At 63.2% G+C, this 21298-nt stretch carries 20 protein-coding genes; 14 read left to right on the top strand and 6 right to left on the bottom strand.

Annotated features, from left to right (window positions below; genetic code table 11):
* The 10 genes from AC1DZ8_RS13810 (at nucleotide 1) to apnL (ending at nucleotide 10556) form a co-directional block, all read left to right on the top strand.
* The gene (locus tag AC1DZ8_RS13810) at nucleotides 1-801 is read left to right on the top strand and encodes an ABC transporter permease (RefSeq protein WP_477304645.1); all 801 of its coding nucleotides are present in this window, start codon (nucleotides 1-3) and stop codon (nucleotides 799-801) included.
* Nucleotides 798-1874, top strand: coding sequence for an ABC transporter ATP-binding protein (locus AC1DZ8_RS13805; RefSeq protein ID WP_477304647.1), 1077 nt, complete (start codon nucleotides 798-800; stop codon nucleotides 1872-1874). Before AC1DZ8_RS13810 ends, AC1DZ8_RS13805 begins: the two co-directional genes overlap by 4 nt.
* Nucleotides 1875-1964: 90 nt before the next feature.
* The gene (locus AC1DZ8_RS13800; protein ID WP_477304649.1) at nucleotides 1965-2132 is read left to right on the top strand and encodes a hypothetical protein; all 168 of its coding nucleotides are present in this window, start codon (nucleotides 1965-1967) and stop codon (nucleotides 2130-2132) included.
* 109 nt (nucleotides 2133-2241) lie between these two features.
* Nucleotides 2242-3069 carry a phosphogluconate dehydrogenase C-terminal domain-containing protein gene (locus AC1DZ8_RS13795; RefSeq protein WP_477304651.1) on the top strand — a complete coding sequence of 276 codons (828 nt, stop codon included), beginning with the start codon at nucleotides 2242-2244 and terminating at the stop codon, nucleotides 3067-3069.
* Nucleotides 3070-3402: 333 nt separating this feature from the next.
* The gene (locus AC1DZ8_RS13790) at nucleotides 3403-4344 is read left to right on the top strand and encodes a substrate-binding domain-containing protein (RefSeq protein ID WP_477304653.1); all 942 of its coding nucleotides are present in this window, start codon (nucleotides 3403-3405) and stop codon (nucleotides 4342-4344) included.
* A gap of 93 nt (nucleotides 4345-4437) precedes the next feature.
* Nucleotides 4438-5082 carry a DUF2291 family protein gene (locus AC1DZ8_RS13785; RefSeq protein WP_477304655.1) on the top strand — a complete coding sequence of 215 codons (645 nt, stop codon included), beginning with the start codon at nucleotides 4438-4440 and terminating at the stop codon, nucleotides 5080-5082.
* The gene (locus tag AC1DZ8_RS13780; RefSeq protein WP_477304658.1) at nucleotides 5079-6626 is read left to right on the top strand and encodes a sugar ABC transporter ATP-binding protein; all 1548 of its coding nucleotides are present in this window, start codon (nucleotides 5079-5081) and stop codon (nucleotides 6624-6626) included. The genes AC1DZ8_RS13785 and AC1DZ8_RS13780 overlap by 4 nt, the downstream gene beginning before the upstream one ends.
* Nucleotides 6623-7687: an ABC transporter permease gene (locus AC1DZ8_RS13775; RefSeq protein ID WP_477304660.1), complete on the top strand. Its 1065-nt coding sequence runs from the start codon at nucleotides 6623-6625 to the stop codon at nucleotides 7685-7687. The genes AC1DZ8_RS13780 and AC1DZ8_RS13775 overlap by 4 nt, the downstream gene beginning before the upstream one ends.
* Before the next feature lie 2 nt (nucleotides 7688-7689).
* Complete coding sequence (locus AC1DZ8_RS13770; protein ID WP_477304662.1) at nucleotides 7690-8724, top strand: Gfo/Idh/MocA family protein; 1035 nt, start codon at nucleotides 7690-7692, stop codon at nucleotides 8722-8724.
* Nucleotides 8721-10556 carry a D-apionate lactonase gene (apnL, locus tag AC1DZ8_RS13765; RefSeq protein WP_477304664.1) on the top strand — a complete coding sequence of 612 codons (1836 nt, stop codon included), beginning with the start codon at nucleotides 8721-8723 and terminating at the stop codon, nucleotides 10554-10556. Before AC1DZ8_RS13770 ends, apnL begins: the two co-directional genes overlap by 4 nt.
* A 1-nt stretch (nucleotide 10557) precedes the next feature.
* Here the strand turns inward: apnL and AC1DZ8_RS13760 are convergent, their stop codons facing one another.
* Nucleotides 10558-11271, bottom strand: coding sequence for a transcriptional regulator NanR (locus AC1DZ8_RS13760; RefSeq protein WP_477304666.1), 714 nt, complete (start codon nucleotides 11269-11271; stop codon nucleotides 10558-10560).
* A gap of 187 nt (nucleotides 11272-11458) precedes the next feature.
* Here AC1DZ8_RS13760 and oiaX point away from each other — a divergent pair, with 187 nt between their 5' ends.
* The 4 genes from oiaX to dhaL all read left to right on the top strand — a co-directional run bounded on the left by oiaX (nucleotide 11459) and on the right by dhaL (nucleotide 15877).
* Nucleotides 11459-12709 (top strand): 3-oxo-isoapionate-4-phosphate decarboxylase OiaX, encoded by a 1251-nt coding sequence (gene oiaX / locus AC1DZ8_RS13755; protein ID WP_477304668.1) that lies wholly within the window; start codon nucleotides 11459-11461, stop codon nucleotides 12707-12709.
* Between the two features lie 4 nt (nucleotides 12710-12713).
* A complete protein-coding gene (locus AC1DZ8_RS13750; protein WP_477304670.1) occupies nucleotides 12714-14048 on the top strand; it encodes a four-carbon acid sugar kinase family protein in 1335 nt (444 codons plus the stop codon).
* Nucleotides 14049-14201: 153 nt separating this feature from the next.
* Entirely contained in the window at nucleotides 14202-15209 is a 1008-nt protein-coding gene (locus tag AC1DZ8_RS13745; protein WP_477304672.1) for a dihydroxyacetone kinase subunit DhaK, read from the top strand.
* A gap of 26 nt (nucleotides 15210-15235) precedes the next feature.
* A complete protein-coding gene (gene dhaL / locus AC1DZ8_RS13740) occupies nucleotides 15236-15877 on the top strand; it encodes a dihydroxyacetone kinase subunit DhaL (protein WP_477304674.1) in 642 nt (213 codons plus the stop codon).
* A gap of 79 nt (nucleotides 15878-15956) precedes the next feature.
* On the opposite strand, the gene derI is transcribed toward dhaL, so the two are convergent.
* From derI to AC1DZ8_RS13715, 5 genes are all read right to left on the bottom strand, one after another.
* Nucleotides 15957-16394 (bottom strand): D-erythrulose-4-phosphate isomerase, encoded by a 438-nt coding sequence (gene derI, locus AC1DZ8_RS13735; RefSeq protein ID WP_352583466.1) that lies wholly within the window; start codon nucleotides 16392-16394, stop codon nucleotides 15957-15959.
* Nucleotides 16395-16420: 26 nt separating this feature from the next.
* On the bottom strand, nucleotides 16421-17188 hold the full coding sequence (locus AC1DZ8_RS13730) for a triose-phosphate isomerase (protein WP_477401023.1): 768 nt from the start codon (nucleotides 17186-17188) through the stop codon (nucleotides 16421-16423).
* Between the two features lie 65 nt (nucleotides 17189-17253).
* Nucleotides 17254-18192, bottom strand: a complete 939-nt coding sequence (locus tag AC1DZ8_RS13725) for a sugar phosphate isomerase/epimerase family protein (RefSeq protein ID WP_477304678.1) — start codon at nucleotides 18190-18192, stop codon at nucleotides 17254-17256.
* Nucleotides 18192-19709 carry a glycerol-3-phosphate dehydrogenase gene (locus AC1DZ8_RS13720; protein ID WP_477304680.1) on the bottom strand — a complete coding sequence of 506 codons (1518 nt, stop codon included), beginning with the start codon at nucleotides 19707-19709 and terminating at the stop codon, nucleotides 18192-18194. Before AC1DZ8_RS13720 ends, AC1DZ8_RS13725 begins: the two co-directional genes overlap by 1 nt.
* Complete coding sequence (locus AC1DZ8_RS13715) at nucleotides 19706-21265, bottom strand: FGGY family carbohydrate kinase (RefSeq protein ID WP_477304682.1); 1560 nt, start codon at nucleotides 21263-21265, stop codon at nucleotides 19706-19708. Before AC1DZ8_RS13715 ends, AC1DZ8_RS13720 begins: the two co-directional genes overlap by 4 nt.
* Nucleotides 21266-21298: the final 33 nt, after the last annotated feature.

Genomic DNA, 21298 nt, shown 5'->3' with positions numbered 1-21298 from the left:
ATGCTGCTCGACTACGGCCGCATGGGATGGCTGAAAATTGCGCTGCTCGGCTTCACCGTGCTCGTCGCCGCCTTCCTCCTCTTGCCGGTAGTTTTCATCGTTCTGCTGTCGTTCGGCTCGTCACGCTGGCTGGCCTTTCCGCCACCTGGCTGGACGCTGAAATGGTACCAGGAGCTGTTCGCCGACCCGTCCTGGCTGGAGGCGGCACTGACCAGCGCCCGCATCGCCGCCATGACGACGATACTTGCCGTGGCGATCGGCCTGCTCGCCTCCTTTGCCCTGGTTCGCGGCCAGTTCCGCGGCCGCGAGATCCTGCGCGGCCTGCTGCTAACGCCGATGGTCCTGCCGGTCGTGGTCTTCGCCATCGCCATCTACGCCTTCTTCCTGCGCCTCGGTCTCGGCGGTACGACGATCGGCTTCGTCATCGCCCACACAGTGCTTGCCCTGCCCTTCGCGATCATCCCGATCGCCACGGCGCTCGAAGGCTTCGACAAATCGATCGAGGATGCAGCCATCGTCTGCGGTGCCAGCCCGCTCGAGGCCAAGCTCAGGATCACCTTGCCGTCGATTAGGATCGGCATCTTTTCCGCCGCGATCTTCGCCTTCCTCGCCTCCTGGGATGAAGTCGTCGTCGCGATCTTCATGGCGAGCCCCACCTTGCAGACCTTGCCGGTCAAGATCTGGGGCAGCTTGCGCTCGGATCTGAGCCCGGTCATCGCCGCCGCCTCCAGCCTGCTCGTCGGTCTGACGCTTGCCCTGATGGTAGTGGCGGCACTCCTGCGCCGAAAGTTCCAGACATGACCCAGCCCTTCCTTTCCATCCGCAATCTGCGCAAGGCGTTCGGCGCGATCACCGCAGTGCATGACGTCACGCTGGACATTCCAAAGGGTCAGTTCCTGACCTTTCTCGGGCCGTCGGGTTCGGGAAAATCAACGACGCTCTATGCCATCGCCGGCTTCCAGGATCCGAGCTCCGGCGATGTCCAGCTGGAAGGCAAATCCTTGCTGGCGATACCCTCGCACAAGCGCAACATCGGCATGGTCTTCCAGCGCTACACGCTGTTTCCGCATCTGACGGTCGCCGAAAACATTGCCTTTCCGCTTCGGGTCCGGCGCCGGCCGGAAGCCGAGGTGAAGAAGAAGGTCGGCGACATGCTGGCCCTGGTACGGCTGGAAAGCTTTGCCGCGAGACTGCCTGGCGCGCTGTCAGGCGGCCAGCAGCAGCGCGTCGCGCTGGCCCGGGCGCTGGCCTACGATCCGCCGATCCTTTTGATGGACGAGCCGCTGTCGGCGCTGGACAAGAAACTGCGCGAGGAGATCCAGGCCGAGATCCGCCGCATCCACCGCGAGACCGGCGTTACTATCCTCTATGTCACGCATGACCAGGAGGAAGCGCTGCACCTCTCGGATCGGATCGCGCTCTTCAGGGACGGCCGCATCGAGCAGATCGGCACCGGCGAGGACCTATATCTCCGGCCAGCGACCGATTTCGTCGCAGGCTTCATCGGCAATTCGAATTTTTTGGCTGCGGAACATCTGGAAACCGTTGGCGGTGCCGCCACCATCCGCCTCGCCGACGGCTCGCTGGTCTCGGGTATCAACGCAAATGGCAGCCTCGCACCGGGGCAAAAAACCAGATTGATGATCAGACCGGAGGCCCTTCGTCTGGACCGAGGACCGAAAAGTGTGGAGCTGGTCGTAGATATCATCGACGTTGCCTTCTATGGCGAACGGCGGCGCATCGTTGCGCGTACCAGCACTGGACAGGAGATCGACATCAGGCCGACATTCTCCGCCACAGCTTCGCATGATGTGGCGCCGAGCCAACGTCAGGTCTTTTTCGACCCGAGCGCAGCGTTCCTGTTTCCCGTCTGACTCACCACACCGGATGGAGGTCAGCCAGCAGTTCGACGAGTTGTCGCTGGCTGGGGCAAGACGGAAGACGGCAAGGTTGCGCCGGCCCGCGTGTCGCCCACCATGCAGATCATCGGCCTACCGCCGGGCGTCCAGGACATCGTCGTCATCTTCGTGCTCGCGCTGGCCGGACGCCAAGCCCTAACACCGCGAGCGCCGCCCGAACCGCCAGCCGACGATGCTAATCCCGCCATGCAGCCAGGCGATTGGCAGGCATGACACGGCAATGAAGGCTCTGGTCAAACCTGAAGGTTGTGGTAGAGTGATCATACCAGTCAATAACATGACGATAGGCGCGGCCATCGTTGGAAATCGGGAGCAAGCATAGATGACGACGATTGCGCTGTTCGGAGCCGGCGGGAAAATGGGTTACCGCCTGTCGACCAATTTTCGTGGATCGCCGTATACGATACGCCATGTCGAGGTCAGCGATGCCGGCCGCGAGCGGCTGAAATCCGGGCTGGGCTTTGATGCCGTCAGTGCCGATGAAGCGCTCAACGGCGCCGATGTGGTGATCCTGGCTGTACCCGATACGCATATCGGCAAGGTGGCGGCCAGCATAGAGAGCAAGCTTGCATCGGGCACGATGGTCGTCGTGCTCGACGCAGCCGCGCCGTTCGCCGGCCATTTGCCGAAGCGGCCGGACCTGACCTATTTCGTCACCCATCCTTGCCATCCGCCCATCTTCAACGACGAGACCGACATGGCGGCCAAGAAGGACTACTTCGGCGGCGTCAAGGCCAAGCAGCATATGGTCAGCGCGCTGATGCAAGGATCGGAAGAGGATTTTGCCAAGGGTGAGGCGATCGCCAAGATCATCTGGGCGCCGGTGATGCGCTCGCACCGTGTCACTGTCGATCAGATGGCGTTGCTGGAGCCCGGCCTTTCGGAAACCGTATGCGCCTCGCTGCTCGTCGTCATGAAGGAAGCCGTCGACGAGGTCGTGGCGCGCGGCGTCGACAAGCAAGCTGCGCTCGATTTCCTGCTCGGCCATATGAATGTTCTTGGCGCCGTGATCTTCGGCGAAACCAAGGGTGTGTTCTCCGACGCCTGCAACAAGGCGATCGAGTTCGGCAAGCCGGTGCTGATGCGCGACGACTGGAAGCGGGTGTTCGAGCCGGAAGAGATCGCCGCGAGCATTCAGCGCATCACCTGAGAGAGGCCAAGTCAAGTGCTCGCCGGAGCGTCTCGATGCCTCTGCGCATCGCCGCCGACGCTCAACCTCGGTCGTATCAGGTACATATCATCTGAATTTGTGATTGACTCATCATACCAGTTGGCTTAGCTGTTGTTGACTCGGATCGATAAGGTTTCGCAGGGAGTTCGAAGCCTGGACGAGTGGAGGACGGCCGGGGAGCAACGATCCGTCAGTGGAAGCCGGCAAACGGCTTTTGAGCCTGAACCGATCAGCGGCCCGCGCTGCGTAACGAATTCGAATGCAGACAGTGGCCTTGGTTGATCAAGGCCGTTTTTCAAACGGGAGGACATCATGAAAATCACACGCAGAATGACACTTGCGGCTTTTGCCGGGATGCTGGCGCTTGGCACCGCGGCACCCGCCTATGCGGCGGACCTCATTGCAATCATCACGCCTTCGCATGACAATCCGTTCTTCAAGGCGGAAGCCGTCGGTGCCGAAGCCAAGGCCAAGGAACTCGGCTACGAAGCGCTGGTGCTCGTCCATAACGACGATGCCAACAAGCAGTCCGAACTGATCGACACTGCGATCGGTCGCGGCGCCAAGGCGATCATCCTCGACAATGCCGGCGCCGACGCCACCGTCGCCGCCGTGCAGAAGGCCAAGGATGCGGGCGTTCCTTCGTTCCTGATCGACCGCGAGATCAACGCCACCGGAGTCGCCGTCGCGCAGATCGTCTCCAACAACTACCAGGGCGCCCAGCTAGGCGCGCAGGAGTTCGTCAAGCTGATGGGCGAGAAGGGCAATTTCGTCGAACTGGTCGGCAAGGAATCCGACACCAATGCCGGCATCCGCTCGAAGGGCTATCACGACGTCATCGACGACTATCCGGACCTGAAGATGGTCACCCAGCAGTCGGCCAACTGGAGCCAGACCGAGGCCTACGCCAAGATGGAATCGATCCTGCAGGCCAACCCTGACATCAAGGGCGTCATCTCCGGCAACGACACGATGGCGATGGGCGCCTATGCGGCGCTGGTCGCTGCAAACCGCAAGGACGTCATCGTCGTCGGCTTCGACGGATCGAACGACGTGCGCGACTCGATCACCGCGGGCGGCATCAAGGCAACCGTCCTGCAGCCGGCTTACGCGCAGGCGCAGATGGCGGTCGAACAGGCCAACGACCTCATCAAGAACAAGAAGTCGCCCGAGAAGGAGAAGCAGCTGATGGACTGCCTTCTGGTCAATGGCGACAATGCTCCCAAGCTGGAAACGTTTGCGCTGACCAACTGAGCCGGCGTGACATGAATAGCGAGGGGCGACCCAAGGGGTCGTCCCTCGCCGCCATTTTCTGTGGGTGCCGACCACCATGAACAACAGGCCGCCATGCTGAACAACAAGCCGACCTGGCCGATCCTTGCCGTGACAGTCGGCATCAGCCTGACCGCCTGCAAGATTCTGCCGACGCCTTCGGGGGATAGCGGCAATGCCGCAGCGTTCAATCCGGACAAGACGGTAGAGGAGATCTGGGCGGCGAAGGTCGCGCCCTATCTCCAGCGGAAGGCCGGACCGTTTGCCGAGGTTCACGCGCTGGCGAACACCGATCCCGCTTCTGCTGGCGCCAAATATGGCAATCCAAACAAGCAGGCGAATTCGCCATGGACCTTCGCGGTTCGCGTCGAGGGCAAGATCATCGCCGCCAACACGGCGTCGCGCGCGGCGACGATGGATATCGATGTCGATGGCGACGGCAAGGCCGATGCGCGGGTGCAGATCGGACCCGCGATGCGGGGAACCGCGCTGCGCGACAGCCTCGATTTCATCCAGTTCAACGATTTTACCAATCAGATCGACTTCGCCCAGTTCGGCAAGGCGTTCAACGCCTATGCCGACAAGACCGTGCTTTCCAAACTGCCGCGCGACGCGCTGGAAGGCCGGACCGCCAAGGTTCTCGGCGCCTATACGCTCGAAAGCGGCCAGGACCTGCCGCTGGTGACGCCGGCGGAGGCAGAAATCGGGCCGAAACCATGAGTGCCGCCTCCGCTCACGATGTCATCCTGAAGCTGGAAGACGTCTCCAAGGTCTATTCCGGCACCGTTGCGGTCAAGCGCGCGAATTTCGAGGTGCGCAAGGGCGCGGTTAATGTGCTGGTCGGCGAAAACGGCGCCGGCAAATCGACGCTGATGAAGATCATCGCCGGTGTCGAACAACCGACGCTCGGCCGGATCCTTCTGGAAGGGGAGGAGGTTTCCTTCTCGTCATCGGGAGACGCAGTGAACCGCGGCATCGGCATGGTGTTCCAGGAGCTGAACCTGTTCGGCAATATGACGGTGGCCGAAAACATTTTCGCCACGCGCGAGATCACAAACAGGTTCCGCAAGATCGACCGCAAGGAGCAGGAACGCCGCGCGGCGCAATTTCTCGAACGGCTGCAAGCTGGCATAAGGCCCGACATGCTGGTCGAGGATCTGCGCATCGGCCAGCAGCAACTGGTCGAGATCGCCAAGGCGGTTTCGCTCGATGCGCGCATCCTGATCATGGACGAGCCGACCTCGGCGCTGAGTGCGGCGGAGGTCGAGATCCTCTTCAAGGTGATTGCCGACCTCAAAGCGCGCGGCGTGGCCATCGTCTACATCTCGCACCGGCTGGAAGAGCTGATCCGCATCGGCGACTACATCACCGTGCTGCGCGATGGACACATCACCGGCCAGGAGGAGATGAAAAACGTCGACACGCGATGGATCGTGCGGCAGATGATCGGCTCCGACGCCAAGGATTTCGCCAAGGCCGACGGCCATGTTCCAGGCGATGAGATATTTCGCGCCGAGGACATCTGTCTGCCGCGCGCGACCGGCGGGCTTGCGGTCGACCACGTCTCGCTGTCGTTGCGCGCCGGCGAGATCCTCGGCATCTACGGCCTGATGGGCGCCGGGCGCAGCGAGCTGTTCGACTGCATCATGGGCCGTCATGGCCAGGCCACCGGTGCGATCTTCATCGCCGGCAAAAAGGTCAAGGAGCGCGACACGACGCGGCGCATCCGGCGCGGACTGGCGCTGATCCCCGAAGACCGCCAGCGCGAAGGACTGGTGTCGATCCTCTCGGTGGCCAGCAACCTGACGCTTGCCAGCCTGTCGCGGTTTGTCCGCCTGTTCCACATCCGTGGCGGTCCCGAAAGGCAGGCTGTGACGCAGATGGTGCGGGAACTGGCGATCAAGGTCGCCGACCCGGCGCAGGAGGTCTCATCGCTGTCCGGCGGCAACCAGCAAAAGGTGGTGATCGGCAAGGCGCTGCTCACCGGCCCGAAGGTGCTGCTGATGGATGAGCCGAGCCGCGGCATCGATGTCGGCGCCAAAGCCGACGTCTTCCGCACCATGCGCAAACTGTCGCGCGACGGATTGGGCATTCTCTTCGCCACCTCCGATCTCGACGAGGTGATGGCACTGTCCGACCGCATTGCGGTGATGAGCAATGGAAAACTGACCGGCATGTTCGATCGCGCCGAGGCGACGGAAGCAGCCCTGGTAGCCGCCTCGGCACTTGGCCACGGACCGGCCCCGCACACGGAGAGCCCATGACTGATATCCCGGCCAAGGCGGCCTCCTCCTCCGTCTCGAGCGGCTCGCTGCTGCTGACGTTGATGAAGGCGAGAACCTTCATCGCGCTGATCGCCGTGCTGATCTTCTTTTCGATTGCGGCGCCGAACTTCCTGTCGACCGCCAATCTGATCCTGATGTCGAAGCATGTGGCGCTGAACGCGTTCCTGGCGATGGGCATGACCTTCGTCATCATCACCGGCGGCATCGACCTGTCGGTCGGCTCGATCGTCGGCCTGTGCGGCATGGTCGCCGGCTATCTCGTGCTCAACGGCATCGACCTGCAGATCGGCTACACCATCTACTTCAACGTGGTCGAGATCGCGCTGATCACGCTGGCGGTCGGCATTCTGATCGGCGCCGTCAACGGATTGCTGATCACCAGGCTGAATGTCGCGCCGTTCATCGCCACGCTTGGCGTGCTCTATGTCGCGCGCGGCCTGGCGCTGCTGTCGTCGGATGGCCGCACCTTCCCGAACCTGGTCGGCAAGCCTGAGCTCGGCACCACCGGCTTCGGCTTCCTCGGCGCCGGGCGGTTGCTCGGCCTGCCGGTGGCGATCTGGATCCTGATCGTCGTTGCGCTGGCGGCGGCCTATCTCGCCAAATACACGCCGCTCGGCCGCCACATCTTCGCTGTCGGCGGCAATGAGCGGGCGTCGCGAATTTCCGGCGTCCGTGTCAACATGGTGAAAATGTTCGTCTACATGTTCTCCGGTTTTTGCGCGGCGATCGTCGGCCTGATCATCTCGTCTGAGCTGATGGCATCGCATCCGGCGACTGGCGAGAGCTTCGAATTGAATGCGATCGCGGCAGCGGTGCTCGGCGGCACCTCGATGTCTGGCGGTCGCGGCACTATCGGCGGCACCATTGTCGGCGCCTTCGTCATCGGTATTCTTTCGGACGGGTTGGTGATGATGGGCGTGAGTTCGTTCTGGCAGATGGTGATCAAGGGCCTGGTCATCATCGTCGCGGTCGTCGTCGACCAGGCGCAGCGGCGGCTGCAGAGCCGGGTGACGCTGATGCAGATGGCAAAGGCAGGCTGAGCATGGCGGAGTTGCGCGGAGCGCTGATCGGCTGCGGCTTCTTTGCCGTCAACCAGATGCATGCCTGGCGCGACATTGATGGCGCCGCGATCATCGCCATCTGCGACCGCGATCCCGACCGGCTGCGAATCGTCGGCGACCAGTTCGGCATCGCAAAGCGCTACATCGATGCGGCAGAACTTTTTGCCGGCGAGAGCCTGGATTTTGTCGATATCGCCACCACGGCACCCAGCCATCGGCCGCTGGTCGAGATGGCGGCGCGGCACCGCGTGCCGGTGATCTGCCAAAAGCCGTTCGCACCGACACTTGCCGACGCCAAGGCCATGGTCAAAGCCTGTGCCGACGCTGGCATACCGCTGATGGTACACGAGAATTTTCGCTGGCAGTCGGCCATCCAGGCAGTGCGTGTCGTGCTCGACAGTGGCGAGATCGGCACGCCGTTCTTCGGACGGATCTCCTTCCGCTCAGCCTACGACGTGTTTTCCGGCCAACCCTATCTCGCCAAGGGAAAGCGCTTCATCATCGAGGATCTCGGCATCCATAGTCTCGACATCGCCCGCTTCCTGCTCGGCGACGTGTCGACGATCACGACGCGAACCGCCCGCATCAACCCCGACATCGCGGGCGAGGACGTCGCGACGATGCTGATGGACCACCAGAACGGCGCCACCTCTGTCGTCGACTGCAGCTACGCGACGAAGCTTGCCGTCGAGCCGTTTCCCGAAACGCTGATCGAGATCGACGGCAGCGACGGCACAATCCGGCTGGCGCAGGGCTACCGGCTCACCGTCACCGGCAGGAACGGCGCACGGGTCACCGACGTCTCGCCGCCGCTGTTGCCCTGGGCATCGCGCCCATGGCACAACATCCAGGAGAGCGTCGTTGCCATCCAGCGGCACTGGGTCGACTGCCTGGCTAAGGGGATAGAACCGGCGACCTCGGGCGCCGACAATCTCAAGACATTCGCGTTGGTCGAGGCCGCCTATACGGGTGCGGCGAGCCGGGAGCCGGTGCAGCTCGACGCTTTGCTGAAATGACCGCCGACGCTTTCCTCCTCTATGGCACGCATGTGGTCGAAGCCGCGCCGGTCAGGCTCAGCGCCGGCGCGCTCAGCGCGGACTTCGTCAATGGCAATCTGCGCACCATCCGTCTTGGCGGCATCGAAGTGCTGCGTGCCATCGCCTACATCGTGCGCGATCGCGACTGGGGCACTTACGAGCTTGAACTGACGGACCTTGTCATCAACCAGGGCACCGACACTTTCTCGGTCAGCTACACGGCAAATTGCACCGGGCCGGACGCAAGCCGGCTCGCCTTTCGCGCCACCATCAAAGGCTCTGATGGCCATCTGGCCTTCGACGTGAGTGCCCTGCCCGAGAGCGACTTCGAGACCAATCGCTGCGGCTTCTGCGTCCTGCATCCGATCGCAGGCCTCGCCGGCAGTCCGGTCACGGTCGAGCACACTGACGGCAGCGCGGTGGCCACGAAGCTGCCGCTGTTGATTGATCCTTGGCAGCCTTTCAAGGATCTGCGCGCGATCACCCATGAGGTGCGGCCCGGTGTCACTGCCGAGTGCCGGATGGAAGGCGATACCTTTGAGATGGAGGACCAGCGCAACTGGTCGGACGCCTCCTACAAGACCTATGTGCGACCGCTGGCGCTGCCATGGCCCTATGTGTTGCCTGCTGGCCAACCCGTCAGGCAGACGATCAGCCTGCGCATCATCGGCGAGGGGAAAATACCGGCTGTCGCGACAAGCACCGAACCGGTGCGCATCGAACTCGGCGAGGCCGGGCAGAGGTTGCCGGATATTGGCGTGATCATCTATCCGGATGAGGTGGAGGCAGCGCTCGCTAACCTTCCGACATTGGCCGCGCTCGGCCCACAGCAACTGATCCTCCACTACGATCCGACGCGCGGCCACGGGCTGGACGCGTTGCAGTCCTTTGCAAAACTTGCCGCCGCCTATCCAGTGCAGACGACGCTGGAATGCGTCGTTGCCTGCGCGGGCGATCTCGACGCCGAGCTTTCAGGTGTCGCCGCCATGGTGCGGCAAGCGGGACTGAAACTATCAGCAATTGCCGTCTCGCCTTCAGTCGACCGCCAGTCGACGCCGCCGGGCAGCGCGTGGCCGGACTGTCCGCCGCTCGAAGACGTCTATGCCGCGGCGCGGCGCGCCTTTCCGGACATCAGGCTTGGCGGTGGCATGTTCAGCTATTTCACCGAACTCAACCGCAAGCGCGTGCCGGCCGGCTTGCTCGATTTCGTGACACATTGCACCTGCCCGATCGTGCATGCCGCCGACGATCTCAGCGTCATGCAATCGCTGGAGGCGCTGCCCTTCATCACCGCGTCGGCGCGGGCGATTTTCGGGGAAAACCATTACCGGATCGGTCCTTCGACGATTGCCATGCGCCAAAACCCCTATGGCGGCGCGACCAAACCCAATCCCGGGGGACAGCGCGTTGCTATGGCGGATCGCGACCCCCGTCAGGCCGGCCTGTTCGCAGCCGCATGGACGATCGGCTATGCCGCGCGCGTCGCGCCGGCCGGGCTGGAGCTGCTCACGCTCTCCGGCTTCACCGCACCATTCGGCGTGCTGGCGTCATCCGACGAACCCGTCGCGGAAGGAACGCCCCGGCCGATCTTCGATGCCATTAGGGGGATTTGCGAAATGGCCGGCCTTGCGCATGTGGCGGCAAAGACGAGCGATGAGACCAAGGTGCTGGCGCTCGCCGGGCGCTCCGTGTCGGGCAAGACTGTCGTGTGGCTGGCGAACCTGACAGCAGACGATGTACCGGTAGACATCTCAGCGTTTGGCCGAGGCCATCTCGTGATGGCCCCCTACGCGATTGCCCGGTTCGGCTGAACTACTTTTCGGAGTTCATCACATAAAGCGCGCGCGAGCGCTCGAGATGCTTGATCATCGCCTTCTCGGCGCCGTCGGCATCCTTCTTCTCGATGCGGCCGATGATCTCTTCATGCTCGGTCAGCGTGAACTTTTCCTTGCCGGTCCAGATCAGCATCTCGGTGTGATATTCCTTCAGCCAACCGAGCATCGCTTCGCTGACGGCGACATAGATCGGGTTGCCTGAAATCGCCGCGATCTGGGTGTGAAACTTCATGTCGGCGGAGATGAAGGCTTCGGAGTCGCCGCGAAAGCCGCGCTGTTCGGCAACGGTGGCCCGCAGTTGCTCAACGTTCTCCGCAGTGGCGTTTTCGGCGGCTTCCCTGACCATGCCGCGCTCAAAGAATATGCGCGCGGTTTTCAGGTGCTCCAGCGTGTCCTTCGACGACGACAGGATGATCTTGGCGGCGCCATCGACCTGCTTGATGATCGACTTGGCTGTGAGTTGCAGCACCTTGGCGCGCTCGCCATGAGAGATGGCGACGAGGCCCATATTGCTAAGCGCCTGCATGGCCTCGCGGATGGCGGGACGGCCGACCTCGAAGCGCTCCATCAGCTCGCGCTCCGACGGCATGTCGTCGCCGGGCGTCAATTCTCCGCTGGTGATCAGGCGCTTCAGCCGCAAAAACACTTCGTCGGAAAGTTTGCGCCGGACGATCGGCTCCGAACGGTTCATCGTCGCGAATCACTCCCTGGACCTGTGTCTATCTAGCACTGCCACAGCTATTTCCGGAACGGCTGTCGCCCCGATCGCTCCTGGCCTCAAGACAGGATAGTGCTTGCAAAGCTTATGTACTCATTATACCAGATTTCGACGATCAAGGAACTCTTTTCGAACCTCCTGCGGCCTCAGACAACGAACCATGATCACGCTCACCTACCGCATCGAGACATCATGCAGCATCGACGCGCTGGCAGCCAAGATCGCCAGCGACCAGTCGACCGGAACCTTCGTTGCGCTGCCCGGCGAGACCGAGGAGCTCAAGGCCCGGGTGGCGGCGCGCGTCCTGGCGATACGGCATTTGCCCGACGCCCTTCGGCCCTCCATTCCTGAGGCTGGTAACGGGCCTTTCAAGCGTGCGGATGTCGATATCGCCTTTCCGTTCGATGCCATCGGCACCGACCTATCGGCGCTGATGACCATTGCCATTGGCGGCGCCTATTCGATCAAGGGCCTGTCCGGCATTCGCGTCGTCGACTTGAAGCTGCCAGAGCAATTTCGCGGCGCGCATCCGGGTCCGCAGTTCGGCGTCGCCGGCAGCCGCAGGCTGACCGGCGTCACGGATCGGCCGATCATCGGCACCATCGTCAAGCCGGCGCTGGGGCTGCGACCTCATGAGACGGCCGCAATGGTGGGCGAACTGATCGCCGCCGGCGTCGATTTCATCAAAGACGACGAGAAGCTGATGAGCCCGGCCTATTCGCCCTTGGCGGAGCGGGTGAAGGCGATCATGCCGCTCATCCTCGACCACGAGCAGAAGACCGGCAAGAAGGTGATGTATGCCTTCGGCATCTCGCATGCCGACCCGGACGAGATGATGCGCAACCACGATCTGGTGGCGAAGGCCGGTGGCAATTGCGCGGTGGTAAACATCAACTCCGTCGGCTTCGGCGGCATGGCCTTTCTCAGGAAGCGCTCAAGCCTGGTGCTGCACGCCCACCGCAACGGCTGGGACATCCTCACCCGCCATCCCGGCCTCGGCATGGCCTTCAAGGTCTGGCAGCAATTCTGGCGGCTGCTCGGCGTCGACCAGTTCCAGATCAACGGCATCCAATCGAAATACTGGGAGCCGGACGCGTCTTTCGTCGAATCCTTCAAGGCGGTAACGACGCCGATCTTTGCGCCTGATGATTGCGCTCTGCCGGTTGCCGGCTCCGGCCAGTGGGGCGGGCAGGCGCCCGAGACCTATGCACGAACCGGCCGCACCGTCGATCTTCTCTATCTCTGCGGCGGCGGCATCGTCAGCCATCCGGATGGACCGGGCGCCGGCGTGCGCGCCGTGCAGCAGGCCTGGCAAGCGGCGGTCGACGGCATTCCGCTGGCAGAGTTCGCCCTGAAGCATCCCGAACTGGCGCGGTCGATCGAGAAATTCGGCGACGGCAAGGCAGCCTGAAGCGATGCAAGACCTGCTGCTCAGCTATTATGGCGACGATCTCACCGGTTCGACCGACGTCATGGAGGCGCTCGAACTCGGCGGCGTGCCGACCGTGCTGTTCATGCGTCAGCCGGACACGGCCATGCTTGCGCAGTTCGCACATTGCCGAGCCATTGGCCTGGCCGGCACCAGCCGCAGCGAGACACCGCAATGGATGGACACGCATCTCAAGGACGCCTTCACCTGGCTGAAGACGCTGAACGCCGCGATCTGCCACTACAAGGTCTGCTCGACCTTCGATTCCAGCCCGACGATCGGCAGCATCGGCAGGGCGATCGAGATCGGCCGTTCGGTCTTCGCGCAGGGCGGCGTGCCACTGCTGGTCGGGGCGCCCCAGCTCAAGCGTTACACCGCCTTTGGCCATCTGTTCGCGGCCTACCGTGAAAAGTATTTCCGCATCGACCGCCATCCGGTGATGAGCCGCCACCCGACGACGCCGATGGATGAATCCGACATGCTGATCCATCTGTCGCGGCAAACGGAACTGACGTCGGGGCTGATCGACCTCGCGACACTGCAGTCGGCGTCGCGCTCGGTAACCTTCGATCGCTTGTTCGCCGACGGCACCGATATCGTGCTTGTCGATGTCGATAGCCGGGAGACGCAGGTGCTTGCGGGCAAGGAGATATGGCGCGTCCGCAAGCCGGGCGGTTCTTTCGTCGTCGGCTCGTCCGGGATCGAGTATGCGCTGCTGGCCGAATGGGCATCGAACGGGACAGTCACTGCTGAACCAAAATTTTCGCCGCCGGGTGCTGCCGACCGGATCGCGGTTGTGTCGGGCAGTTGTTCGCCGACGACCGAACGACAGATCCGGCACGCTTTGACCGACGGCTTCGACGGCATCGAGGTTGATCCCGTCGAACTTGTCTCCGAAGCTTCCGGCGATGCGATCGCACGCGCAGCGGCAGCCGGTCGCGCCAGCCTGGAAGCCGGGCGCAGCGTCATCCTCTACACCGCGCTCGGACCCACGGCCGATCGCGGCGTCGAGATCGACCGCCGGGAAGGCGCTCGTCACAAGCTCGGCCGCAGCCTCGGTACGCTGCTGCGGCAACTGACCGAGGAGCAGGAATTGCGGCGCGTGATCATCGCAGGCGGCGACACGTCGAGCCATGCGCTGGGCCAGATGGGCGTCGATGCCCTGACGGTCAGGATGCCGCTGCCGGCATCGCCCGGCTCCCCGCTATGCGTCGCCCATTCGCGCGTCAAGGCGATCGACGGGCTGGAAGTGGCGCTGAAGGGTGGGCAGGTCGGAACCGACCGCTATTTCTCAGCCATCCGCGACGGCGTTGGCGGTTAGCAGCGCCCTGCCCCGAAACATATCAAGGCGAAAGAAGCAGCCAAGGCTTGCGGGCGGGCGGCGCAAAACTTGCCGCATGAAACGTTTCCTGCCGGATGGAAATCACGATAACACTCGGTAGTATTTGCGCGATACCGAGATCGGGAGGATGCGGTGCAGACCAAGAAGATCATCAACGACGGCAACCGCGCTGTCGACGAGATGCTGGAAGGTATTCTCGCCGCGCATCCCCGCTATCTCAAGAGCGTGGACGGCAGCCCGCGCTCCATCATCGCCCGCGACGGACCGCGCCAAGGCAAGGTCGGCCTCGTCATCGGCGGCGGCTCGGGCCACGAGCCGAGCTTTCTCGGCTTTGTCGGCAAGGGCCTGGCCGACGCGGCGGCGATCGGCAACGTCTTTGCCTCCCCTCCTCCCGATCCTATCCTCGAATGCGCCAAGGCGGTGAGCGGCGGCGCCGGGGTGCTGTTCATGTATGGCAACTATGCCGGCGACGTCATGAATTTCGACATGGCGGCCGAAATGGCAGCGATCGACGACATCGAAGTGCGCACGGTTTTGAGCACCGATGACGTCGCGTCCGCGCCGCGCGGCGAACGGCACAAGCGTCGTGGCGTCGCTGGCAATTTCTTCATCTTCAAGGCGGCCGGTGCCGCTTGCGACCGTATGCTGTCCTTCGACGAGTGCGAGCGCATCGCCACGAAGGCAAACGATCACACCTTCACCATGGGCGTCGCGCTTTCGCCATGCTCGCTGCCGCAGACAAGGCGGCCGAATTTCGAGATCGGCGACGACGAGATGGAGATCGGCATGGGCATCCATGGCGAGCCCGGCGTCGCGCGCGGGCCGTTGAAAAGCGCCGACGAGGTCACCGACGAGATGCTCGACCATATTTTGCAGGAAATGGCGCCGTCGCGCGGCGACCGCGTCGCCATTCTCGTCAATTCGCTCGGCTCGACACCGCTGATGGAACTCTACATCATGAACCGGCGGCTGTCGCAAAGGCTGGCCGACATCGGCGTCGGCGTCCACGCAACCTGGGTCGGCAATTACTGCACCTCGCTGGAGATGGCCGGCGCCTCGATCACCTTGCATCAGCTTGACGGCGAGTTGCAGACGATGCTGGACCACCCTTGCGACTGCGCCATGTTTCGCGCCGGGTAAACTTGGCCAAAGGCAAGGAACAAGAGATGACGACAATTGACAGCGCCCGCCTCGCCGGGATGTTCGCGGCCATCGCCGATGCCATGTCAGCCGACAGGGACCGTCTGTGCGCGCTTGACGGCGTGATCGGCGATGCTGACCACGGCATTGCGATGGAGCTTGGCTTCTCCGCGGCACGCGATGCGGTGGCCGCACTGGACGCCGCCACCACCGATCCGACCGCCTTGTTGAACACGGCGGCAAAGTCGTTCCTCAACGCCGTCGGCGCATCCTCGGGTCCGCTCTACGCCACCGCGTTCATGCGCGGCGCTGCAGCCGTGAAGGGCAAGACGACGCTCGACGAAGCCGACACCGTTGCCGTGTTCCAGGCGATGGCCAAAGGCATACAGGATCGCGGCAAGGCTGAAACAGGCGAAAAGACGATGATGGATGCCTGGGCGCCGGCCGCGACAGCGGCGGGCGAGGCGCTGGCCGCCGGCAAGGGTCTGGCTGGCAGTCTTGCGGCTGCGGTCGAGGCCGCAAGGGCCGGCGCGGAAGCGACCAAGGCGATGATCGCCACCAAGGGTCGGGCCTCCCGCCTTGGCGAACGCTCGCTTGGCCATATGGATCCAGGCGCTGCGTCCGCCGTAACGGTGATCGAGGCGATGCGGGCCGCCTTGACCGGCTAGACCATATCCCTTCCGGGAAAGGTCATTTTCAAACAACAGGATAGAGGCTCAACTTGACTCTATCCGGAAAGACCCGTCTTCAGCGCTTGGCATCGAGCTTGTCGATGGCATCCACGTTCCCGGCAGAGGGGCCGTTCGGATCGAACTCCGAGGCCAGCCACGCATCGGCGATCGACTTCGCCAGTTCGGGGCCGATGACGCGGGCGCCCATGGTGATGATCTGGGCGTTGTTCGACTTCGCGGCGCGTTCCGCCGAATAGGTGTCGTGGGTCAACGCGGCGCGAATGCCCGGGACCTTGTTGGCCGAAATGCTGACGCCGATGCCTGTGCCGCAGAACAGAATGGCGCGGTCGTAATTGCCGTCGATAATTTCGTGGCCAACTGCGGCGGCGATATCGGCGTAGTAGCCGGCCTGGCTGAGATCGACGACCTGCAGTTCTGGCTTGGTGGCGAGATGCTTGGCGATGACATCGAGCAGCGGCTTGCCGGCGCTGTCGGCTCCAAGTGCGATCTTCATGGCGATGAACTCCTTTTGCCTCGTGGTCAGCGCGCGATGGCGGCCGACGCCTTTTTCAGAATGTCGATATAGCCTTCCGCTTGCCATGCCGAGCGGCCGATGAACAGGCCGTCTATATGCGGCTGGCCGACAAGTTCGGCCGCGTTGCCGGGATTGACGCTGCCGCCGTAGAGCACAAGCGGGGTGTCCGGCAACCGGCTGGCGGCGACATGTTTGATCAGCGCCTGCTGCTTGTCGGCATAGTCGGCGCTTGCCGGGATGCCCTTCTCGCCGATCGCCCATACCGGCTCGTAGGCAAACAGGATTTCTGCCGACAATTCATTGTCCGCGAGGCCTTGCAGCGCGCCAAGCACCTGCGCGGTCAGGATTTCATCGGCGCGGCCACCTTCGCGCTCGGCCAGCGTCTCGCCGACGCAGATCAATGGCACCAAGCCGTGCCTGACTGCCGCCGCCGTTTTCAATCCCACGGTCTTGTCCGTTTCTCCGAAATGCTCGCGGCGCTCGCTGTGGCCGAGCTCGATCAGGTCCAGCGCGCAATCCCTGAGCATCACCGGTGAAATCTCGCCCGTCCACGCGCCGGCATCGACCCAGTGCATATTCTGCGCGCCAACCTTGACGCGGGTGTTGGCGAGTGCCGCCTTGACCTCGCGCACTGCAGTGAACGGCGGAATGACAAAGGGCTGTATCGCCGGATCGAAGTCGGGCACGAAGGCCGTCAATGCCTCGGCGAACTGCAACGCCTCCGCCAGCGTCTTGTTCATCTTCCAGCTGGTGCCGACCCAATATGGGGTCATTCTTTTCTCCTTCGATCCGAAATTCGGATGATGCGTATTCCGGACCAGCGCGCCGACGTTTTGCGTTAGGCGCGAGGCTTGAGACTGTCGCGGCCGCTGTCGATGTAAGGCGCCCAGAAATCCACCGACTCGCGGATCATTGCAATAACCTGATGATCGACCGGTTCCCTCTCCCGGAAGGACAGTTCAAGGCAGATCTCATTGTCGGTTCCGCCACCAGCCCGCACCGTGTCGAGCAGCTTCTGCGGGATGATGCGACCGTCCTTGTTGTAGGCGGCGGTGAACGGCCAGTGGCCGCCCTTGTTCATCGAGGACTGCTTGATGTGAATGATCGGCGATTGCAGTGGAAAGGCTTTCGCCCACGCATAGGGATCGGTGTCGTCAGGATTGGGCGAGGTCACGTCGCCATGGTCAATGTCGACCATCATCTGCATCGGGATCGGCAGCTTGGCCGCATCGATGGCGCCTTGCAATTCGACGCAGCTTTCAATCGTGTGACCAAACTCCCGGCCCACCGACATTGGTTCCCAGAACAGATAGGTCAGGCCCGCCGCCTTGGCGTGTTCGGCCACTTCGCGCCAGCATTCGAGCGCTATGTCGAGAAGGGCCGCGCGCCGTTGCGGATCGTCAAAATCCTTGTAGGTGAATATGGCGAACTGCGTGCCCATGCCCGACGCGCCAAGCTCGGCGGAAATGTCGGCAAAAGTCTTGAACCAGTCGACATAGTAGCGGCGCACATCGGCATCCGGATGACCGAAATGATTGAGCCGGCCATAAGGCCCGGTCATCCCCGAGGTGATACGCACGCCGGTCCGCGTCAGGGCGCTGTTGAACCGGCGCAGGAATTTGGCAATCGTTGCCGCCGGCCAGCCCGGATTGACGAATTCATGCGTCAGCTGCACGTCGCGGATGCCGATGCCATAGGCGATGGCGTCGATCAGATCGTCCGGATCGGCGAAGCGATTGACCAGCGGGTTGGTATTGAGGGAGAGCGTGAAGGCCATCAGTTTGCCGCCGCCATGCTGTTAGCGCACCAGTCTTCGAACGTTTGGCGCTCGGCCGCATCGATATGCAGCCCGTGTTTGGTCCGGCGTTCGAGGACGTCGGCGGCGGTCATCGCCCATTCGGTGTCGAACAGGAAAACCGCTTCCCGCTCGTAGAAATCCGGACCGAAACGGCGGCCGAGATCGGCTTCATTCTTGACCCCTTTCAGCAAGGCGCGCGTGCGCGTGCCGTAGCTTCGCGCATAGTGCTTCACCAGCGACGGGCTGAGCCACGAAAACTCGGCGTGCAGATCGCCGAGAAACTGTTCGAAATCTGCGTTCGGCAAGTCGCCTCCCGGCAGCGGAATTTTGGCCGTCCAGGCTTTCTTCATCGTCGGAAAGAACGGCTGGATTTTCTCCAGCGCATGCTCGGACAGCTTGCGGAAGGTGGTGATCTTGCCGCCGAACACCGAAAGCAGCGGCGCACCGCCATTCGGCGCGTCGAGTTCGAAGATATAATCGCGCGTCACCGCGCTCGGATTGTCAGCATTGTCGTCATAGAGCGGCCGCACGCCTGAGAAACTGTAGACCACGTCCTGCGCGGTCAGCTGGCGCTTGAAGTAGCGATTGACCACCTTGATCAGGTAACCGATCTCGCTGGCCTCGGCCGCCACTTCCTCGGGCCGGCCTTCATAGGAAATGTCGGTGGTGCCGATCAGCGCCAGATCGTTTTCATACGGATTGACGAAGATCACCCGCTTGTCGTTGTTCTGGATGAGATAGGCCTGCCGTCCCTCCCAGAATTTCGGCACGACGATATGGCTGCCTTTCACCAGGCGAACGTTGCGGGTGGAATTCTGCCCGGCAACGCGGCTGACGATGTCGTTGACCCACGGCCCCGCCGCGTTGACCAGCCCGCGCGCGCGGATCTTAGTGACAGCACCGGTGCGGCCATCCTGCATGTCGATCGACCACAGGCCGCCTTCGCGCCGGGCAGCAATACAGGCGGTGCGGGTGAAGACTTTTGCACCGCGCTGACTGGCGTCGAGCACATTGAGCAGCACCAGCCGCGCATCATCGACCCAGCAGTCGGAATATTCAAAGCCGCGCTTGAATTCGTCCTTGATCGGCGCCCCTTCCGGCGCGGTCCTCAGGTTCAGCGTCCGCGTCCCCGGCAGCCGCTTGCGGCCGCCAAGATGGTCGTAGAGAAACAGCCCGAGCCGGACCAGCCATGCCGGCCGGTCTTCGGGGCTGTGCGGCAGCACGAAGCGCATCGGCCAGATGATGTGCGGCGCTGCCTCCAGCAGCACCTCGCGTTCGATCAGCGCTTCGCGCACCAGCCGGAACTCGTAATATTCGAGATAGCGCAGGCCGCCATGCACCAGCTTGCCGGAGCGCGAGCTGGTGCCTTGCGCCAGATCGTCCTTCTCGCACAGGATGACGGACAGCCCGCGACCGGCAGCATCGCGCGCTATGCCGGCGCCGTTGACGCCGCCGCCAATGACGAAGAGATCGACTACATCAGACGTATCGCTCAAGACTTTGCTCCTGTGCGGTGCGCCATGCCCTTCCACACCGGCCGCAGCGCCTGGCGCGCCGCGACGAAGGATGGAAACAGCGCATCGTAGGTGTGGGAAAGCGCCTCGTCATAGGCATCGCACTCACCCAGAAGCGGCGTCACCCATTCGGCGCAACAATCATCCATGGAGCGATAGACGCCGAGCCCGACCGCGGCCATCATCGCCGCACCCGCAGCACCGGCCTCCTGGCGGCTGCTGGTTCTGACTTTGGCGCGGGTCGCTGCGGCGATGATGCGGCGCAGCGACGGACTGCGCGCCGCTCCGCCCGATAGGCGGATCTCGCCCGGCATGCTGCCCATCGCCTGGTAGCAATCGCGTGCGGCGAAGGCCAGTCCCTCAAGAACGGCACGCGCCAGATCGCCAAAGCCGTGCTTGACGGAAAGGCCGATAAAGCCCGCGCGTGCGTCTGGATCGACGAACGGGCCGCGTTCGCCGGCGAGCGATATATAGGGCTGGTAGACCAGCGATCCGGGCTCCGATCCTTCGACCCAGGCATCGAGCGCTTTCAGCAGTTCGTCGCGCGAAGGTTTTGCGCCGCTGGCGGTCAGCACGTCGCGCGCCAGGCCAAGCAGCCAGTCGATGTTGAGCGTCGCCGCCATATTGGATTGCAGTTGCGCATAGGCGCCCGGCACCGGCATGGCGATCGTGTAGCCGGACGCGTTGTCGTTGAGGACGACATCGTCAGGGGTGCGCGCCAGGCGTGTGTGAATGCCGGTGGAACCGATGACCGTGCAGCCGACAGTGCCGCTCGGATCATAGAGGCCGGCGCCAAGTGCGGTGCTGACCATATCGACGTAGCCGAGAACCACCGGTGTGCCTGCAAGCAGGCCGGTCTCGCTGGCTGCCGACGCAGAGAGCGGATGATGGTCGGTCGTGCCTTCGAGCATGGGCGGCAACAGACGCCGATGCGTCGTCAGATCGAGAATGTCGAGCACCTCGTCGGAATAGCTGCGTGAGCGAAAATCGCCGAAGGTGAAGGTGCCTTCTGACGGATCGGTGGCGCGCTCGCCGGTCATCTTGAAATGGAGCCAGTCCTTGCAGTGAAAGGCCGTGGCCGCGCGCTCCAGAATTTCCGGGCTGTTCTTCTTCAGCCAACCGAGCTGAGCGCCTTGCTGACAGGCGTTGAGCCCGGTGCCGGTAATCTCGAACCGCGTGCGATCCCTGGCATCGGCGCGCATCTCGTCCACCAGATGCCCGGCGCGGGCGTCGAGCCAGAGCCAGGCGCGCCCGACCGGCAAGCCGTCAGCATCGATCAGCCAGGTGCCATCGCCCTGCCCGGTGATCGCCACCGCCGCGGTGCGTCGCGCCAGATCGGGAATTTTCGTCGCCAGCTCGCGAACGGTCTGCACCATGTCGCGCCAGGTCTGATCGAGATCCTGCTCGGCGCCGCCGCCTTCCAGCGTGACGAAGCTGTTGCTCACCGACGCCACGGCAAGCTGCCGCCCCGAAAGATCGAAAGCGACCGATTTGATCACGGACGTTCCCGCGTCGATCCCGATCAGCAGGTCTTTCATGCGGCAAGTTCCGGATGGTTATGAAGGCAATTC

The sequence above is a fragment of the Mesorhizobium sp. P2_F7 genome (assembly GCF_056403695.1).
The sequence above is the reverse complement of the archived record's forward strand: the minus strand, read 5'-3'. Positions and strand labels throughout refer to the sequence as shown.

Excerpts from the sequence above, each read along its gene's own strand:
- dhaL (WP_477304674.1), top strand. The coding sequence starts at position 15,236 with ATGACGACAATTGACAGCGCCCGCCTCGCCGGGATGTTCGCGGCCATC.
- AC1DZ8_RS13725 (WP_477304678.1), bottom strand. The coding sequence starts at position 18,192 with ATGGCCTTCACGCTCTCCCTCAATACCAACCCGCTGGTCAATCGCTTC.
- AC1DZ8_RS13780 (WP_477304658.1), top strand. The coding sequence starts at position 5,079 with ATGAGTGCCGCCTCCGCTCACGATGTCATCCTGAAGCTGGAAGACGTC.
- AC1DZ8_RS13715 (WP_477304682.1), bottom strand. The coding sequence starts at position 21,265 with ATGAAAGACCTGCTGATCGGGATCGACGCGGGAACGTCCGTGATCAAA.
- oiaX (WP_477304668.1), top strand. The coding sequence starts at position 11,459 with ATGATCACGCTCACCTACCGCATCGAGACATCATGCAGCATCGACGCG.
- AC1DZ8_RS13775 (WP_477304660.1), top strand. The coding sequence starts at position 6,623 with ATGACTGATATCCCGGCCAAGGCGGCCTCCTCCTCCGTCTCGAGCGGC.
- AC1DZ8_RS13750 (WP_477304670.1), top strand. The coding sequence starts at position 12,714 with ATGCAAGACCTGCTGCTCAGCTATTATGGCGACGATCTCACCGGTTCG.
- AC1DZ8_RS13790 (WP_477304653.1), top strand. The coding sequence starts at position 3,403 with ATGAAAATCACACGCAGAATGACACTTGCGGCTTTTGCCGGGATGCTG.
- AC1DZ8_RS13730 (WP_477401023.1), bottom strand. The coding sequence starts at position 17,188 with ATGACCCCATATTGGGTCGGCACCAGCTGGAAGATGAACAAGACGCTG.
- AC1DZ8_RS13805 (WP_477304647.1), top strand. The coding sequence starts at position 798 with ATGACCCAGCCCTTCCTTTCCATCCGCAATCTGCGCAAGGCGTTCGGC.
- AC1DZ8_RS13785 (WP_477304655.1), top strand. The coding sequence starts at position 4,438 with ATGCTGAACAACAAGCCGACCTGGCCGATCCTTGCCGTGACAGTCGGC.
- AC1DZ8_RS13810 (WP_477304645.1), top strand. The coding sequence starts at position 1 with ATGCTGCTCGACTACGGCCGCATGGGATGGCTGAAAATTGCGCTGCTC.
- AC1DZ8_RS13770 (WP_477304662.1), top strand. The coding sequence starts at position 7,690 with ATGGCGGAGTTGCGCGGAGCGCTGATCGGCTGCGGCTTCTTTGCCGTC.
- apnL (WP_477304664.1), top strand. The coding sequence starts at position 8,721 with ATGACCGCCGACGCTTTCCTCCTCTATGGCACGCATGTGGTCGAAGCC.
- derI (WP_352583466.1), bottom strand. The coding sequence starts at position 16,394 with ATGAAGATCGCACTTGGAGCCGACAGCGCCGGCAAGCCGCTGCTCGAT.
- AC1DZ8_RS13795 (WP_477304651.1), top strand. The coding sequence starts at position 2,242 with ATGACGACGATTGCGCTGTTCGGAGCCGGCGGGAAAATGGGTTACCGC.
- AC1DZ8_RS13760 (WP_477304666.1), bottom strand. The coding sequence starts at position 11,271 with ATGAACCGTTCGGAGCCGATCGTCCGGCGCAAACTTTCCGACGAAGTG.